General features: G+C 59.5%; 13 protein-coding genes and 4 pseudogenes. 6 read left to right on the top strand and 11 right to left on the bottom strand.

What is annotated here, in order from left to right; genetic code table 11:
- Window positions 1-6 precede the first annotated feature (6 nt).
- The 3 genes from AC07UI_RS20130 to AC07UI_RS20120 are packed head-to-tail and all read left to right on the top strand — an operon-like array spanning window position 7 to window position 2,632.
- Complete coding sequence (locus AC07UI_RS20130) at window positions 7-1,428, top strand: cytochrome ubiquinol oxidase subunit I (protein ID WP_494994144.1); 1,422 nt, start codon at window positions 7-9, stop codon at window positions 1,426-1,428.
- Window positions 1,429-1,443: 15 nt separating this feature from the next.
- Window positions 1,444-2,460, top strand: coding sequence for a cytochrome d ubiquinol oxidase subunit II (gene cydB, locus AC07UI_RS20125; protein WP_494994143.1), 1,017 nt, complete (start codon window positions 1,444-1,446; stop codon window positions 2,458-2,460).
- Window positions 2,447-2,632 (top strand): DUF2474 domain-containing protein, encoded by a 186-nt coding sequence (locus tag AC07UI_RS20120; RefSeq protein ID WP_494994142.1) that lies wholly within the window; start codon window positions 2,447-2,449, stop codon window positions 2,630-2,632. Before cydB ends, AC07UI_RS20120 begins: the two co-directional genes overlap by 14 nt.
- A gap of 263 nt (window positions 2,633-2,895) precedes the next feature.
- On the opposite strand, the pseudogene AC07UI_RS20115 reads toward AC07UI_RS20120, so the two are convergent.
- Window positions 2,896-3,094: pseudogene (locus AC07UI_RS20115) on the bottom strand (Dyp-type peroxidase); the annotation flags it as partial.
- An 84-nt stretch (window positions 3,095-3,178) separates the two neighbouring features.
- Between AC07UI_RS20115 and AC07UI_RS20110 the strand changes: the two are divergent.
- Window positions 3,179-3,473 (top strand): annotated as a pseudogene (locus tag AC07UI_RS20110) (TonB-dependent siderophore receptor); the annotation flags it as partial.
- Window positions 3,474-3,514: 41 nt separating this feature from the next.
- Here the strand turns inward: AC07UI_RS20110 and AC07UI_RS20105 are convergent.
- The gene (locus tag AC07UI_RS20105; RefSeq protein WP_494994141.1) at window positions 3,515-4,666 is read right to left on the bottom strand and encodes an MFS transporter; all 1,152 of its coding nucleotides are present in this window, start codon (window positions 4,664-4,666) and stop codon (window positions 3,515-3,517) included.
- Window positions 4,667-4,847: 181 nt separating this feature from the next.
- Window positions 4,848-5,057 (bottom strand): annotated as a pseudogene (locus AC07UI_RS20100) (LysR substrate-binding domain-containing protein); the annotation flags it as partial.
- A 57-nt stretch (window positions 5,058-5,114) separates the two neighbouring features.
- On the opposite strand from AC07UI_RS20100, the gene AC07UI_RS20095 reads away from it, so the two are divergent.
- Both AC07UI_RS20095 and AC07UI_RS20090 read left to right on the top strand, forming a co-directional pair.
- Window positions 5,115-5,543 (top strand): RidA family protein, encoded by a 429-nt coding sequence (locus AC07UI_RS20095; RefSeq protein WP_494994140.1) that lies wholly within the window; start codon window positions 5,115-5,117, stop codon window positions 5,541-5,543.
- Window positions 5,540-6,532: a diaminopimelate epimerase gene (locus AC07UI_RS20090; protein WP_494994139.1), complete on the top strand. Its 993-nt coding sequence runs from the start codon at window positions 5,540-5,542 to the stop codon at window positions 6,530-6,532. Before AC07UI_RS20095 ends, AC07UI_RS20090 begins: the two co-directional genes overlap by 4 nt.
- A 150-nt stretch (window positions 6,533-6,682) precedes the next feature.
- Here AC07UI_RS20090 and codA read toward each other — a convergent pair whose 3' ends face one another.
- From codA to ddpX, 8 genes and pseudogenes are all read right to left on the bottom strand, one after another.
- Window positions 6,683-7,936: a cytosine deaminase gene (codA, locus tag AC07UI_RS20085; RefSeq protein WP_494994138.1), complete on the bottom strand. Its 1,254-nt coding sequence runs from the start codon at window positions 7,934-7,936 to the stop codon at window positions 6,683-6,685.
- 23 nt (window positions 7,937-7,959) lie between these two features.
- Window positions 7,960-8,259, bottom strand: a pseudogene (locus tag AC07UI_RS20080) (cytosine permease); the annotation flags it as partial.
- A 333-nt stretch (window positions 8,260-8,592) separates the two neighbouring features.
- Window positions 8,593-9,549, bottom strand: a complete 957-nt coding sequence (locus AC07UI_RS20075; RefSeq protein WP_494994137.1) for an oligopeptide/dipeptide ABC transporter ATP-binding protein — start codon at window positions 9,547-9,549, stop codon at window positions 8,593-8,595.
- Window positions 9,549-10,535 carry an ABC transporter ATP-binding protein gene (locus AC07UI_RS20070; protein ID WP_494994136.1) on the bottom strand — a complete coding sequence of 329 codons (987 nt, stop codon included), beginning with the start codon at window positions 10,533-10,535 and terminating at the stop codon, window positions 9,549-9,551. The genes AC07UI_RS20075 and AC07UI_RS20070 overlap by 1 nt, the downstream gene beginning before the upstream one ends.
- Before the next feature lie 2 nt (window positions 10,536-10,537).
- Complete coding sequence (ddpC, locus tag AC07UI_RS20065; RefSeq protein WP_494994135.1) at window positions 10,538-11,437, bottom strand: D,D-dipeptide ABC transporter permease; 900 nt, start codon at window positions 11,435-11,437, stop codon at window positions 10,538-10,540.
- Window position 11,438: 1 nt separating this feature from the next.
- Window positions 11,439-12,455: an ABC transporter permease gene (locus AC07UI_RS20060; RefSeq protein ID WP_494994134.1), complete on the bottom strand. Its 1,017-nt coding sequence runs from the start codon at window positions 12,453-12,455 to the stop codon at window positions 11,439-11,441.
- A gap of 115 nt (window positions 12,456-12,570) precedes the next feature.
- Window positions 12,571-14,148 (bottom strand): ABC transporter substrate-binding protein, encoded by a 1,578-nt coding sequence (locus AC07UI_RS20055; RefSeq protein ID WP_494994133.1) that lies wholly within the window; start codon window positions 14,146-14,148, stop codon window positions 12,571-12,573.
- A gap of 168 nt (window positions 14,149-14,316) precedes the next feature.
- Window positions 14,317-14,874: a D-alanyl-D-alanine dipeptidase gene (gene ddpX, locus AC07UI_RS20050; protein ID WP_494994132.1), complete on the bottom strand. Its 558-nt coding sequence runs from the start codon at window positions 14,872-14,874 to the stop codon at window positions 14,317-14,319.
- Between the last annotated feature and the right edge of the window lie 35 nt (window positions 14,875-14,909).

Below are 14,909 nucleotides of genomic sequence, written 5' to 3'. Positions count from 1 at the left end.
ATCGTCATGTTAAATCTGGAGGCGCTGGACCTTGCGCGAATTCAATTCGCGTTTACGGTCTCGTTTCACATCATATTTCCTGCCATCACCATCGGGCTTGCCAGTTTCCTGGCGGTCCTCGAAGGTCTCTGGTTGAAAAGCAACAATTCGGTTTACAAGGACCTCTATCACTTCTGGTCGAAAATCTTTGCCGTCAACTTCGGTATGGGGGTGGTCTCCGGGCTGGTCATGGCTTACGAGTTTGGCACCAACTGGAGCCGCTTCTCTGACTTCGCCGGGAGTATTACCGGGCCATTGCTGACGTATGAGGTGTTGACGGCCTTTTTCCTTGAGGCAGGCTTCCTTGGGGTGATGCTGTTCGGTTGGAACCGGGTAGGGCGCGGGCTGCACTTCTTTGCCACGGTGATGGTCGCCATCGGTACGTTGATCTCGACCTTCTGGATTCTGGCCTCCAACAGCTGGATGCAGACGCCACAGGGTTTCTCGATCGTGGATGGCCGGATTATGCCGATGGACTGGCTGGCCATCGTCTTCAATCCGTCGTTCCCTTTCCGACTGGCTCACATGGCCATCGCTGCGTTTGTGGCAACGGCGTTCTTTGTCGGGTCTTCCGCGGCCTGGCATTTGCTGCGTAAGCATGACACGCCTCAAGTGCGCAAAATGCTTTCGATGGCGTTGTGGATGGCGTTGATCGTGGCTCCGATCCAGGCCGTGGTCGGTGATGCCCATGGTCTGAATACCCTGGAACATCAACCGGCGAAAATTGCCGCCATTGAAGGGCACTGGGAAAACGTCGGTAATGAGCCGACTCCACTTGTGCTGTTCGGCATCCCGGACATGGGTGCCGAGAAGACGCGTTATGCGATAGAAGTCCCTTACCTGGGCAGTCTCATCCTGACTCACAGTCTGGATAAACAAATCCCTGCTCTCAAGAGTTTCCCTAAAGAGGACCGTCCCAACGCGACCATCATTTTCTTCAGCTTTCGGATTATGGCCGGGCTTGGAATGTTGATGATCCTCACCGGTTTGCTGGGTCTTGCCTTACGCCGTAATGGCGCGCTGTACCGCAATCGCCTGTTCCTGCGCCTGGTGTTGTTCATGGGCCCTACAGGTCTGATAGCAATGTTGGCGGGCTGGATCACCACCGAGGTAGGCCGTCAGCCGTGGGTCGTCTATGGACTTCTGCGCACTGCCAATGCGGCTTCCAATCACACGGTCACGCAGCTCAGCGTTTCGCTGGCGGTGTTTGTATTGATTTACTTCTCGGTTTTCGCGGTGGGCATCGGTTACATGATGAAGCTGGTACGCAAAGGCCCTCAGCCACATCACGAGCATCCGCCTCAGGGCGGTCCCGGTCAGGAGCGTACGCCACGCCGCCCCCTGTCCGCCGTCGCCGAGACGTTCGCGTCCGGCGATCACGTCAACTGAGCAAGGGGATTGATCATGGGCATTCAAGGTATAGATCTGTCGTTGATATGGGGCGTCATCATTGCCTTTGGGGTGATGATGTACGTGATCATGGATGGGTTCGATCTGGGGTTGGGCATCCTGTTCCCGCTCATCCCGGATAGGCAGGAACGCGATGTGATGATGAACACCGTAGCGCCTGTCTGGGACGGTAACGAAACCTGGCTGATACTCGGTGGGGCGGCACTTTACGGCGCGTTTCCCTTGGCTTACTCGGTGATTCTGGAGGCGTTGTATCTGCCACTGATTTTCATGCTGGCCGGGTTGATATTTCGCGGCGTGGCGTTTGAGTTCCGGTTCAAGGCCAGCCCGGAAAAGCGCCACATCTGGGATATGGCCTTTATCGGTGGCTCACTGCTGGCAACGTTTTGCCAAGGCATCGTGATTGGCGCTTATATCGCTGGAATTCCGGTGGTCAATCGTCAGTTTGCAGGCGGCACCCTGGACTGGCTGTCACCCTTTCCATTGTTCTGCGGTCTGGGGCTGATCGTCGCCTACGCGTTGCTGGGCAGTACCTGGCTGCTGGTCAAGACCGAAGGCATGCTTGAATCACGCATGCGTCACTACACTCGGCCGCTGGCGTTCACCCTCATGGCGGTGGTGGCTGTGCTCTGTATATGGACACCGTTGCTGCATCCCGAGATTGCGACTCGCTGGTTCGCACACGCGCATATCGTGGTCTTTGGCGGGTTGTTAATTCTGGGTGTGCTGGCGCTATTCGGGCTGCTTGGGACGTTACGCCAATATCATTCTCACTGGCCATTTGTGTTCACGTTGGCGCTGGTATTTCTAGGTTATATCGGCCTGGCATTCAGCATCTGGCCGAATATCGTACCGCCCTCCATCAGTTTGTGGGAGGCCGCATCGCCGCCTTCAAGCCAGTTGTTCATTTTGATCGGCACGTTGTTCATTCTGCCGATCATTCTGATGTACACCTGCTGGAGCTACTACGTGTTCCGCGGAAAAGTGAGGATCGGCGATGGCTACCATTGACAGCGAAAACGTCCGGACCGCTGAAGTATCGGCTACGCAAAGCGAATCCGCCCCTTGGTATCGACGGGTTCTTTGGTTGATCGCCATTTGGTTCGGCAGTGTTATTGCACTGGGGGTAGTGGCCAGCTTGTTCCGGCTGATGATGCATATGGCCGGAATGACCACTCATTGATCGCATGATTTCATGCCACGAATGCCCGGCGCGATCTTTCGCGTCGGGCACTTTTTTGTCTGCGTTTGATCGTTCCCGCGCTCTGCGTGGGAATGCCGCCCTGGACGCTCCGCGTCCATGTGACGCAGAGCGTCACCGGGATGCGTTACCACGCAGGAGCGTGGGAACGATCAAACGTCCTTCGCGAGCAAGCTCGCTCCTACACAGAAATTGCTCCATCAAGGGGCGACCGTTTGCTCGCCCTTTTTTTGTCTGCGCTTCCCCTAAGGCTTGCGATCAGCAAGCTCTTCGAGCAGGTCTGATGAAGGAACGAAGAACAAGCCTCCATTGACCGCCGTGCTGAAATCAAGCAATCGGTCATAGTTGCCCGCCGGTCTTCCGACAAACATATTATCGAGCATCTGCTCAATCGGCTTTGGCGAACGCGCATAACCGATGAAGTTATGTACCAAACTCTCCTGCGTCTCGCGCGACGCCTTCTCTAGAGCCTCAGTGAGAGCACTGATCTCTTTCTTCAAGGCGCTGACTCGGGTTAAGAAAAGCCTGTTTGTTCAGTCCAGACAGCATGCCCCGGGCACCGGCGTCAACGCCGATGGCAGCTTCAGCGGCAATTACATCACTGGTACCGCTGATGGTCAGTACGGTGACATGCCGGGTTACGTGACCTGGAACGTTCGCGGTGATTATGACTTCGGCTCGCAATTGTCGAACCTGAAACTCGGCGCGGGGGTGAAGAACCTCTTCGATCGCCAGTACTTCACCCGCTCGAGCGACAAAAAATTCGGGGATCTATGTCGGCGCGCCACGCACGTTCTTTGTGCAGGCCAGCGTAGGGGGCTGATTATTTCCTGTGGCGAGGGAGCAAGTCCCTCGCCACAGCTTTTAAACCTTCAACACTTTCCCGCTGGCCGCAACGGCCAGCAACAGCAACGCAATCAAGCCAAAGGCAATGCTCAAACTGCTGCCGTGGGCGATAAAACCGATCAGCGCGGGCCCGGCGAGGATGCCAGCGTAGCCCAGGGTGGTAATGGCCGGCACGGCGATGCTTTCGGGCATGACGTTCTGTTTGCCGACGGCGGTGTACAGCACCGGCACAATGTTCGAACAGCCCGCACCCACCAACGCATAGCCCATCAATGCCGCTTCCCAGGCTGGGGCGAGAGTTGCGAGCAACAGGCCAGTAGCGGCGGTAAGGCCGCCAAACACGATCACTCGCGTGGCGCCGAGCCGGTACACGATGGCGTCGCCGGTCAGACGGCCGGCGGTCATGGTCAGGGCAAACGCGGCATAACCCAAGCCCGCGTAGGCGGCGTCGAGATTGCGCTCGGACGTCAGGAACACCGCGCTCCAGTCGAGCACCGCGCCTTCTGCGAGAAACACGATAAAGCACAGGCTGCCGATAAATAGCACCACGCCATGGGGTACGGCGAAGGCTGGACCTGAGCTTTCGCTGGCATAGGGCAACAGATGCGGCGCAGCCTTGAGCAAAGCGAGCACCAGAAACACGATTACCACCAGCATGGCACCCAACGGCGGTATTCCCAGGCCCAGCAGAGCGCTGACCCCGGCCGCGCCGACGATCCCGCCGAGGCTGAACAATCCGTGGAAGCCCGACATCATGGTTTTGCCACTGGCCCGTTCGACGATTACCGCTTGCAGGTTCGCCGTGGAGTCCACCGAACCCAGTCCGGCGCCGAACATGAACAGCGCGGCGATCAACAACGGAGTCGAGGAAACCGTCGCCAACAGCGGGAGAGCCAGGCAGATCAACATCGTCCCGCCGGTCATCACCCGACGGCAACCGAAGCGCGAAGCCAGGATCCCGGCCACCGGCATGGCAATGATCGAGCCGACCCCCAGGCACAGCAGCAACAAGCCGAGTGTTCCTTCATCGAGTCCGGCCCGCGCTTTGGCGTAAGGCACCAGCGGCGCCCAGGCGGCGATGGCGAAACCGGCGATGAAGAAGGCGATACGGGTGGACATTTGCTCCAGGCGCCCGGGGACCACGGGGGCTGGGGTACTGATGGCGGTCATGAAAAATCCTTGGCAATCCGGCGGATAACAATGTGCGGCGCAACATCCTTGCACATCAGGCGGCGTCGGGCGAGGCGCGGACAATCCGTAATGTCAGTCGGTCAAGGAGTCCCTGACATTTCCCGTAGCCGCTGGCGATGGCGGCTGCAAGGATCCCGGCCGCCCAACTGATCTTGCAATGTCACCCCTGACTTAACCTCTCAGCCAGAAAATCGACAAACACCCGGATTTTTTGCGAGAGATGGCGGTTGCTCGCGTACAGCGCGTAGATACCGCGTCGGGACATCGAATGTTCCGGCAAGACCCGTTGCAACTGACCGCTTTCCAGCAGCGGCAAGGCAATGAACGAGGGCAGGGCGCCGATGCCCAGTCCGGCCGGTAGCATTGCCGATCAAATAAGCGGAAAGTTGTTCGTTGTACTACTGGCCTCAAACAAGGAGAGATCTCGATGCAAACGGATAAAGAACACGCGCCAACGCTACAACTGTCGAACCCGCCAGGGCTTTACGATCCGACCGCCAATGGTTATTCCCATGTTGCCCAGGTCGCCGCTGGCGCACGGCTGGTGTTTATCGCCGGGCAGGGCGGCGAGAACGCGCAGAGTCAGTTATCCAGCGACTTCGCCGAACAGGTCAGGCAGGCGCTGGAAAATCTGCAGATCGCCCTGGCGGCGGCCGATGCCGAGGTGTCCGATGTCGCCAAACTGACGGTGCTGATCGTTGATCACAGCCTGGAGCGTCTGGAAATCTTCGGCGAGGAGCTGCATCGGGTCTGGGGTTCGTTGCCCAAGCCGGCCTGCACTCTGATCCCGGTGCCGAGGCTGGCGCTGGACGACATGTTGTTCGAGATTGAAGCGCTGGCGGCCGTTGCTGTATGACGCAGTTCTATGATGCCCGCGGGAATATCTACGCTGTTGCCTCTCCCGATGCTCTGCGTCAAAGGGGAATCGAGTTGCCTGAGCAGGCCCGCCTGGCCGCTCAAACCCGCGATACCTGGGCGTTGCAGGCAGTGGAAGCCTTTTGCGGCTGGGCACCCCAAGCCATGCCGCCTGGCGCCAAGGCACATCGTTCGGATGGTTTGCTCATCGGTCCGTTTCAGTCCGCACCGCCCTACGACCTGCTGATCGTCAACACTGACGGTAGCCTGGCCGAGCGCAGTGGTAACGGTTTGACGATTTTTGCTCAGGCGTTGACTGAGCAGGGTTTGATGCCGGAGCAGGGGGCGTGCGTGCTCAAGGTTCATCACGACAAGCGTGATGCTGTGTCGCCGGTGGAAACCTCGGTAGAGTCGGCCGGGATTGACGGCATTCGCGGGTTTTGGCTGGACCTGGGCAAACCGGCATTCGGTCCGCAGGCCACAGGTGCTCAAGGCGTTGCGGCGGCTGATTTGAACGGTCGCAGTCTGAACAAGGTGCCGCCGCTTTCCAGGCTGAACCCTCTGTGGGATCACAGCCAGTTCGTGCGTGTCGGCAATCCCCATTGCGTGACCCTGGTATCGCAAGCGGCTGCGCTACCCGGTAATGAGCAGATGCGCGAGCCCGATTTATCTTCAGGCCTGACTCGCATCGCTTTTGCGATGCCGGCCGGTGCTGGCGAGCCATGCCCGGCAGGGGTCAACCTGCAATGGGCAATGCGTGAATCTGAAGGGCGGATCGTCGCCCGGGTGTTCGAACGCGGTGAAGGCCCGACTGCGTCCTCCGGCACCAGTGCCAGCGCAGTGGCTTGTGCTGCGTGGAGTGTGGGTTGGGTGGCGGCGGGGGAGGTTGCGGTGGTCATGCCGGGCGGCACGGCGCCGATCTTTCTGGAGGAAAAGGACGGCGAGTTGATTCGCGTCAGATTGTTCGGGACAGCGAGGATCATCCCTTAGAGCAACGGAGCCGGACTGACGCCATCGCGAGCAAGCCCGCTCCCACACCGGATCGCAGTCGTTCACAAATTAAGTGTTCGCTGAAGATCTAATGTGGGAGCGGGCTTGCTCGCGATGGCGTCAGTCCGGCGAGCGAGTCTCTAAAGGCAATCAGCTGTAGCTCGAATCCCCAACCCATTCCACCTGTGGCATCTGCCTTTTCATCAACACTTCCCCACCTCGAATCGAATACAACGCCAGCCCCTGGCTGCGGATCATTTCGTAGTCGCTGTCGGCTGACAGAATCAGCAGATTGGCCGGGCGACCTGGTTCCAGTCCATAACGATCACCCAAAGCCATGGCTTTGGCGCTGTTGTCGGTGACCAGGTCCAAGGCACTTTGCAGGTTGCGATAACCGAGCATGTGGCAGATGTGCAGACCGGCTTCGAGCACCCGCAGGATGTTGCCGTTACCCAACGGGTACCAGGGATCGACGATGGAGTCCTGGCCGAAACAGACATTCATTCCGGCTTCAAGCAACTCGTTGACGCGGGTTACACCGCGGCGTTTCGGGAAGTTATCGAAGCGTCCTTGCAGGTGAATGCTTTCGGTCGGGCAGGAGACGAAGCTGATCCCGGAATGCCCGAGCAGGCGAAACAGTTTGGCGCAGTAGGCGTTGTCGTAGGAACCCATGGCGGTGGTGTGGCTGGCCGTGACCCGGGCGCCCATGTCGCGGCTGCGGGCCTCTTCGGCGAGCACTTCGAGGAAGCGCGAATGCGGGTCGTCGGTTTCGTCGCAATGCACGTCTACCAGGCAGCCGGTGCGTTCTGCCAGGTCCATCAGGTATTTGATCGAACTCACCCCTTGATCGCGGGTGTACTCAAAATGCGGTATGCCACCAATCACATCGGCGCCCAGAAGAATGGCTTCTTCCATCAGCTCCCGTCCATTGCGGTAGGACTCGATGCCTTCCTGGGGGAACGCGACGATCTGCAGGTCGATCAGGTGGCGACTTTCTTCGCGTATTTCGAGCATTGCTTTGAGCGCGGTCAAGCTGGGGTCGGTGACGTCGACATGGGTGCGTACATGCTGGATGCCGTGGGCGGCGAGGGCGCGAATGGTCTTGCTGGCGCGGGTCCTGGTGTCTTCCTGGGTGATGGTCGCCTTGCGTTCGCCCCAGCATTCAATGCCTTCGAACAGGGTACCGCTCATGTTCCAGCGCGGCTCGCCGGCGGTGAGGGTGGCGTCCAGGTGAATGTGCGGTTCGACGAAGGGCGGTACTACCAGATTGCCACCGGCATCCAGGTCTTCAGGGCCCAGTGTCGGCGCTTCTGTTTGCCGGGCGATGCTGACGATCAGGCCGTTTTCCAGGTGCAGTTCATGCAGACCTTCGCGGTTGCGCAGGCGGGCGTTGATGATATGCATCGCGACAGTCCTTTTATTCAGTCTTATGTTTGGGCGTCGACCGGCATGGATGTACGGGCGCCGAGCATGCCTGTCAGCACAATATAGATCAGCGCAGCGGCGGCGATACCCACCAGCGGCGCAACCCATGGTGAGATGAATGCCGCCACGGTACCCACCGCATAAGCCGTCAGTCCCGGCCAGTTGAACGCGGGCAGTTGTGCCTCTGTCAAGCGTGGATAACGACCACGATAGCGGAAAAAGAAGTCCGCCATGATCACGCCGCCAATTGGTGGGATTACTGTGCCCAGCAGAATCAGGTAGGGCACTAGCATGAACAACATTTATAGCCGTGAATGGAGATTTAGCCTGATGGGCTGGTCAATTTTCCCAGTCGGGCGCGAATGTAGTGCGGGGTTGATACACATTGGATCACTGCATGGGGGCGTGGCAGGTGGGTTTGTCCTGATGCCAGCCAGTTAAGCCACTACGCGGTCCGTAGCAGCTGCCGCCAGGCTGCGTTCGGCCGCGCAGCAGTCGTAAAATCAGGCACTGCGGTTTACGGGCTAACCGTGATGGCATGATTTGCGACTGCTGCGCAGCCGAACGCAGGCTTCGCCAGCTGCTACGCAGTCCGGCGGGAGCAACGTTAGGCGCCCCCGCTTGGGTCCGCCTCTTTATTTTTTCTCAAGGTGGCAGCGCACTTGATGGCCCTGGCTACCGCTCAGTATCTGCGGGCGCTCACAGCCTTGGGTACGGCGTGGGCAGCGTTCGAGGAAAAAACAGCCGGAAGGCAATATACGGTTTCCTGGCAGTTCGGTGGGGGCTGATACCTGCCCGGCTTCGAGTGGTGCGCCCAGCCGCGGGACCGCATCCAGTAGCAATCGGGTATAGGGGTGCAGCGGTCGCTCCAGAACCTGTTCGGCGCTGCCCAGTTCGACAATCTGCCCTAGATACATGACGGCGACTCGATCGGCCATGTGCCGTACCACCGAGACGTTATGGGAAATCAGGATGTAGGTCAGGCCACGGCTGCGTTGCAACTCGCCCAGCAAGTTGAGGATTTGCGCCTGTACCGAGATGTCCAGTGCCGAGGTCGGCTCATCGAGCACGATGATGCTCGGGTTGGACGACAGCGCTCGGGCAATGGCGATGCGTTGGCGTTGGCCCCCGGAGAACTGGTGTGGATAACGATCAAGGTACTCGCTGCGAATGCCTACCTGTTCGGCCACTTTGGTGGCAATGGCACGCATCTGCGCGCGCGGTGTGTTGCCCAGTGCAACCAACGGCTCGGTGATGATTTTCCAGATCGGCAAACGTGGATCGAGAGAGGACTGTGGATCCTGGAATACGATCTGCACATGGCTGTGGCGCTCGCGCGGGGTTCGGTAAATCCACTGCAGGTCTCCGGCGCTCGGAGGTACCAGCCCCATCAACAACTGTGCGAGCGTACTTTTTCCGCAACCGGACTCGCCGACGATGCCCAGGGTTTCTCCGGCATTGACTTGCAGGTCGATGCCATTCAGCGCATGGGCATAACCTTGCGGCCGTCCCAGCCAGTCGTTACTGACGGGGAAGCGTACGCGAACATCGTTCAGGCTGAGCAGTGGTGTCGAGGTGTTTGGAGTATTCATCACGCGTGCTCCGCTATAGACAACCAGCAAGCACTTTTGCGCTGGCTATTGCCGTCGATCAGATTGAGACGAGGGCGTTCGGCACACGCCGGCATGGCGTGGGTACAGCGCTCGCGGAACGTGCAGCCTGAAGGTAATGCTGCGAGGTTTGGTACCTGGCCGGGAATGGTCAGCAGCGCCTCGCCGGGCGACACCTGCTCGGGTAACCCACTGAGCAGCCCGCGAGTGTAGGGGTGCTGCGGGTTGCCCATGACCTCGCAGGTGGGACCTTCCTCCACTACCGCGCCGGTGTACATGACGTAGACCCGATCACAGAATTGCGAGACTACGGCCATGTCGTGGGTGATCAGCAGAATCGCTGTGCCCCGCTGCCGAGCCTTCTCGCGCAGGAGCAGCAGCACTTGGCGCTGTACGGTGACATCAAGGGCTGTGGTCGGCTCGTCGGCAATCAGCAGCTGCGGGTCGCAGGAAAACGCCAGGGCAATCATCACCCTTTGACGCATGCCACCGGACAGTTCGAAAGGGTAGCTTTCAAGGATTTGCTCGGGGTCGGCGATGTGCATGTCGCGCAGCAAGGCGATTGCTTTGGCTCTGGCGTCGGTGTTGCTCAGGTGCTGGTGATGAATGATCACGTCGAGCATCTGCCGGCCTATGCGGCGGGTCGGGTTGAGGGCGGTCATCGGCTCCTGGAAGATCATTGCGGCGTCGCGACCACGGATGTTCAGCAACTCCTTTTCGCTGGCGCCGAGCATGTCGCGCCCGAGCATCTGTAAGCTGCCGGCGGTGATCCGGTAACTTCGTTCGGGCAACAAGCGCAGGCTGAGCATGGCGGTCACTGATTTGCCTGAGCCGGACTCACCGACCACGCCGACAATTTCACCAGGGTCGACGTGCAGCGAAACACCGTTGAGCGCCTGGACATTGCTGCGATAGGCCACGAATTCGAGACTCAGGTTCTCGATGGCGAGTACCGATGGGCTGTGCATGTTCATTTCCCTTGTTGCCGTGGATCGAGCAGGTCACGGACACCGTCACCCAGCAGGTTGAAGCCGGTGGCGGTGACCAGGATCGCCAGGCCCGGAAAGGTCGAATACCACCAATTGTCGAGGATGAAGTTGCGCCCGGTCGCGACCATCGCGCCCCATTCGGCCGTGGGTTGTTGTGCACCGAGGCCGATGAAACCTAGCGCCGAGGCCATGAGAATGGCGCTGCCGATGTCCAGGCTCAGTTGCACCATCAGCGGCGGCATGGCGTTGCGCCCGACGTGCCAGGACACGATGTGCCAGCGATCGGCACCGAAGGTCTGCGCGGCTTTCACATAGCCCATCTGACGAATGCTCAGGGCCTGGCCTCGGGCCAGCCGCACATAGAACGGAATGCGCACCACGGTGATTGCCAGCATGGCGTTGAACAGGCTTGGGCCCAAGGCGGCCGCCAGGGCCATGATCAGCACCAGCGAAGGCACCGACAGCATGATGTCCATCAAGCGCATGATCAGACCGTCGAAGCGCCCGCCGATGATCCCGGACAGACAGCCGAGCAAGCCTCCGGCAAAACAAGAGGCGAAGGCCACGAATAGACCGACGCCGACTGACTGTCGGCTGCCGTAGAGCACCCGGCTGAACAGGTCACGGCCGACCTCGTCGGTGCCGAACCAGTGAGCGCCGGAGGGCGGTGCCAAGCGTTGGGCGAGGTTCAGGGCATTAGGATCATGGCTGGCCAGCCACGGCGCGAATGCCATGCAGATCAACACCAACAGGGTGATGGTCAGGCCGGCGATGGTCAACGGGCTGCGTCGTACCTGATAGCCAAGGTAGGCCAGTTTTGCTCGCCAGTTCGGGCGTTGTGCCAACGGCACTGGCAAAGGGAGAGTCAAGGGAGCGGTCATTTCAACTTACCTCGCCGATACGCGGATCGATCACTCGGTACAGCAGGTCGATCGCCATGTTGAGCAACACGTAAATAAACGACACCAGGATCGCGAAGCCCATGACCGCTGGGAAATCCAGCGACTGGATCGACTTGACCACATAGGCGCCCATGCCGGGCCAGGCGAACACGGTTTCGGTCAGTACCGCGCCGTAGAGCAGATCACCAAGGGTCAGGCCGAGCACCGTGACGGAGGGAATCAGCGCATTGGGCAGCGCGTGGCGCAGGATCACCGCCCAGCGCGATAAACCATAGGCGCGTGCGGTACGGATGTAGTCCTCGCCCAGTTGATCAAGCATGGCCGAGCGAATCTGCCGGGCAACCACACCGAGGTTGACGAAGCCCAGAGTGATCGCCGGCAGAATCAAGTGCTGCAATGCGTTGAGAAACAGCCCCAGGTTGCCGGCCAGCAGCGAGTCAATCAGATAGAAACCGGTGATCGTGCGTGGCGGCTCAAGACCTTCGTCCAGCCTGCCGCTGCCGGGCAACCAGCCGAGTTGGCCATAGAACAACACGATCAGGCCCAGACCGAGCCAGAACGCCGGGGTGGAAATGCCGGTCACTGCCAGGGTGCGGGCGATCTGGTCGATGGTCCGATTGTGGTAAACCGCCGACAGCACGCCCAACGGCACGCCCGCCAGCACCGACAGCAACAAGGCGGCGAGGGCCAGTTCCAGGGTCGCCGGGAAGAACGCTTGTAGGTCTTCAAGCACTGGCCGGCTGGTGCGGATTGAGGTGCCGAGGTCGCCGTGCAGCAGATCGAGCATGTAGCGGCCATATTGCTGATAGAGCGGCAGGTCGAGCCCGAGTTGGTGACGGATGTTCTCGACGATGGCGTCACTGGCCCGGTCGCCGGCGATCAAACGGGCCGGGTCGCCGGGAATCAGGTGCGAAATGGTAAAGGTAATCAGCGAAACCCCGACCACGACCAATAACAGGCCGAGCAGGCGTTTACGCAACATATTCAGGAAGGCCATGAGGCACCTCGTTAACGCTTGACGGACGGCAGTGAAAGTGCGGATTCATTGCCGGAAGGCGAAGCGCCGCAGCGGCCGCATCAGGCGCGGCCGCCGGGCTGGCGAGGACTTCGTTCTATTTGCTGATTTCAGCGATGTTGAACACTTGTTCGAGCATCGGATGGAACACATAGCCCTTCACTGAATCACGCATCGGCAAGGTGTAGTTCTTCTGATACAGGTAGGCGTAGACGCTGTCTTTGAGCACGATTTTCTGTGCCTGCTGGTACAGCTCGATCCGTTTGGTGGTGTCGTTGTTGGCGGCTGCATCGCGAATCAGCGTGTCCACTTGCGGGTTGCTGTAGAACGAGCGGTTGCCCGCCAGCCCCTGCAAGTTGGAGTCGAACCAGAAGTTCATGAACATGTAGGGGTCGGCGAAGTCCGGGCTCCACGAGCCGATGGCTACGTCGAAATCACCCTTGCCCAGACGCTCGCGCATGGTTGCGTTGGCGAGCTTCTCGAGCTTGAGGTTGACCCCCAATGGCGCCAGACCGGCTTGCAGTGTCAGGCCAATGGATTCCCAGTTGGCATCCTTGTCCGAGTACATGAAGTCCAGGTTACTGATCTTCTGTGGGGCTTTGTCGAGGTTGGCCTTGGCTGCCGAGAGGTCCTGTTTCATCGGTAACAGGCTCTCGTCATGGGCCCACATGCCCAAGGGGATCGGCCCGTTCATGAGCTTGGCCTGGCCTTTGAGGATGCCGTCAACGATGCCGTTGTAATCGATGGCATCAACGATGGCCTGGCGGGCGTTCCGGTTGTCCAGCGGGGCTTTCTTGTTGTTCAGGTAGAGGTAGGTCACGCGCAGGGACGGAAACTTCTGGATCATGATCCCGGATTTGCTTGCCAGCGTACTGAGCTGGTCCTCTGGCATGTCTTCGATGATGTCGAGATCGCCGCGCTCCAGTTGCAGACGGCGCACCGAGGCCTCGCTGATGATTTTGATCACCACTTTATTCAGGCTTGGCTTGAGCCCGGCGTAATAGCTGTTTGGTTCCAGCGTCAGCGACTGGCCCTTTTGCCAGTTCGTCAAACGGAACGCGCCGGAGCCTGCGGTGTGGGTCGAGAGGTAGGCGTTGATGTCCTCGCTCTTCTTGGCGACGTCCGGGTTGATGATGCCCGCGCCATTGTGGGCGAGGGTAAAGAGGAACGGCGCGTAGGGTTTGCTCAAGGTGAAGCGGATGGTCAGAGGGTCAACCACTGCGACACTCATGTCATCCGGGAAGGCACCGGAGGGGCCTTGTTTGAGCTTCATCAAGCGGTCGAAGGAGAACTTGACCGCTGCGGCGTCCACCGGCGCACCGTCGTCGAATTTGTTTCCCGTCTTGAGCTTGAATTCCCAGACCAGATTGTCTGGCGAGGTGCTCCAGCTGTCAGCCAGGTCGCCCTGGACCTCGGTACTGCCTTTGCCATTTTCGACTTTGTAGGTCACCAGTTTCTGATAGGCCGGGTAGGTCACTGCCCAATCGTTGTTATCGATGGTCACGGCCGGGTCAAGGGTTTGCGGGTCGGCGGCTTTGCCAATCATCAAGGTATCTTTGGGGGCCGCCGCACTGGCTGATTGCCAGGCGCCCAGACTGAGGGCGCCACAGAGTAATGACAGAGCGACTTTGTGCTGGAAGGACAAATGACGGTTAGTGTGGGTGTTAGGGCTCATGCCGGTTTCCTTGATCATTCGATTAATGGAAGTTCGTCAGGTTTTTTATAAAATCTATAACCGGGCAGTTGGATCTGAAGCGAAGTGCTTATTGTTATCCGGCCTGTGGCAGTGGGCTGCCTGTTGTTTTTGCCGGAGCCTGTGTCGGTAAACGTCTATGGGTGCAACTCATGCGTCGAAGGGCAGGTCACGCTCCTCGATCAAAGGGAATTGTTCGGCGTCTGGAAGTTCGTAATGCCACCACTCGGTCGCAATTGCTTCAAAGCCGGCGCTGAGCATGATCCCCAGCAGCAACAGGCGATTGCGCTGCACTTCAATAGGCAGATCGGCATAGAACTGATGGGACTTTTGCTCCATGGCATCGAAGGCGGTGCCCATGTCCAGCGGTTCGCCATCGGCACCCACCAGAGTCAGGTCGATCGCCACGCCGCGGGTGTGGTGCGAGCCCAGACGCGGATCACGCACGTAGTCCGGGTCGGGCAGGGCTTTCCACAACAGCTGCTGCGCATAAGCCGGACGGTAGGCGTCGTAGATCCGCAGGGTCAAACCGGCCTGGCGCGCCAGTTGGCTGGCCTTGCGCAAGCAGGCTTCGGCCTCGGCGTGCAGTAAGCAGCGGGCATTGCGGTAGATCACTTGGCCAGCCAGGTTGTCGGCGCTGGCGTAGATCAGGTCGATCTGGACCTGGTGCGCGTGGGCGTCAATTTCTACAAGTGGGCTGTTATTCACTCAAACACTCCATCGGGGGTTGCGTGGTTATGAAT

It is taken from the genome of Pseudomonas sp. GW821-FHT04C07 (assembly GCF_059420325.1).
The sequence above is the reverse complement of the archived record's forward strand: the minus strand, read 5'-3'. Positions and strand labels throughout refer to the sequence as shown.

Excerpts from the sequence above, each read along its gene's own strand:
- AC07UI_RS20130 (WP_494994144.1), top strand. The coding sequence starts at position 7 with ATGTTAAATCTGGAGGCGCTGGACCTTGCGCGAATTCAATTCGCGTTT.
- cydB (WP_494994143.1), top strand. The coding sequence starts at position 1,444 with ATGGGCATTCAAGGTATAGATCTGTCGTTGATATGGGGCGTCATCATT.
- AC07UI_RS20120 (WP_494994142.1), top strand. The coding sequence starts at position 2,447 with ATGGCTACCATTGACAGCGAAAACGTCCGGACCGCTGAAGTATCGGCT.
- AC07UI_RS20105 (WP_494994141.1), bottom strand. The coding sequence starts at position 4,666 with ATGACCGCCATCAGTACCCCAGCCCCCGTGGTCCCCGGGCGCCTGGAG.
- AC07UI_RS20095 (WP_494994140.1), top strand. The coding sequence starts at position 5,115 with ATGCAAACGGATAAAGAACACGCGCCAACGCTACAACTGTCGAACCCG.
- AC07UI_RS20090 (WP_494994139.1), top strand. The coding sequence starts at position 5,540 with ATGACGCAGTTCTATGATGCCCGCGGGAATATCTACGCTGTTGCCTCT.
- codA (WP_494994138.1), bottom strand. The coding sequence starts at position 7,936 with ATGCATATCATCAACGCCCGCCTGCGCAACCGCGAAGGTCTGCATGAA.
- AC07UI_RS20075 (WP_494994137.1), bottom strand. The coding sequence starts at position 9,549 with ATGAATACTCCAAACACCTCGACACCACTGCTCAGCCTGAACGATGTT.
- AC07UI_RS20070 (WP_494994136.1), bottom strand. The coding sequence starts at position 10,535 with ATGCACAGCCCATCGGTACTCGCCATCGAGAACCTGAGTCTCGAATTC.
- ddpC (WP_494994135.1), bottom strand. The coding sequence starts at position 11,437 with ATGACCGCTCCCTTGACTCTCCCTTTGCCAGTGCCGTTGGCACAACGC.
- AC07UI_RS20060 (WP_494994134.1), bottom strand. The coding sequence starts at position 12,455 with ATGGCCTTCCTGAATATGTTGCGTAAACGCCTGCTCGGCCTGTTATTG.
- AC07UI_RS20055 (WP_494994133.1), bottom strand. The coding sequence starts at position 14,148 with ATGAGCCCTAACACCCACACTAACCGTCATTTGTCCTTCCAGCACAAA.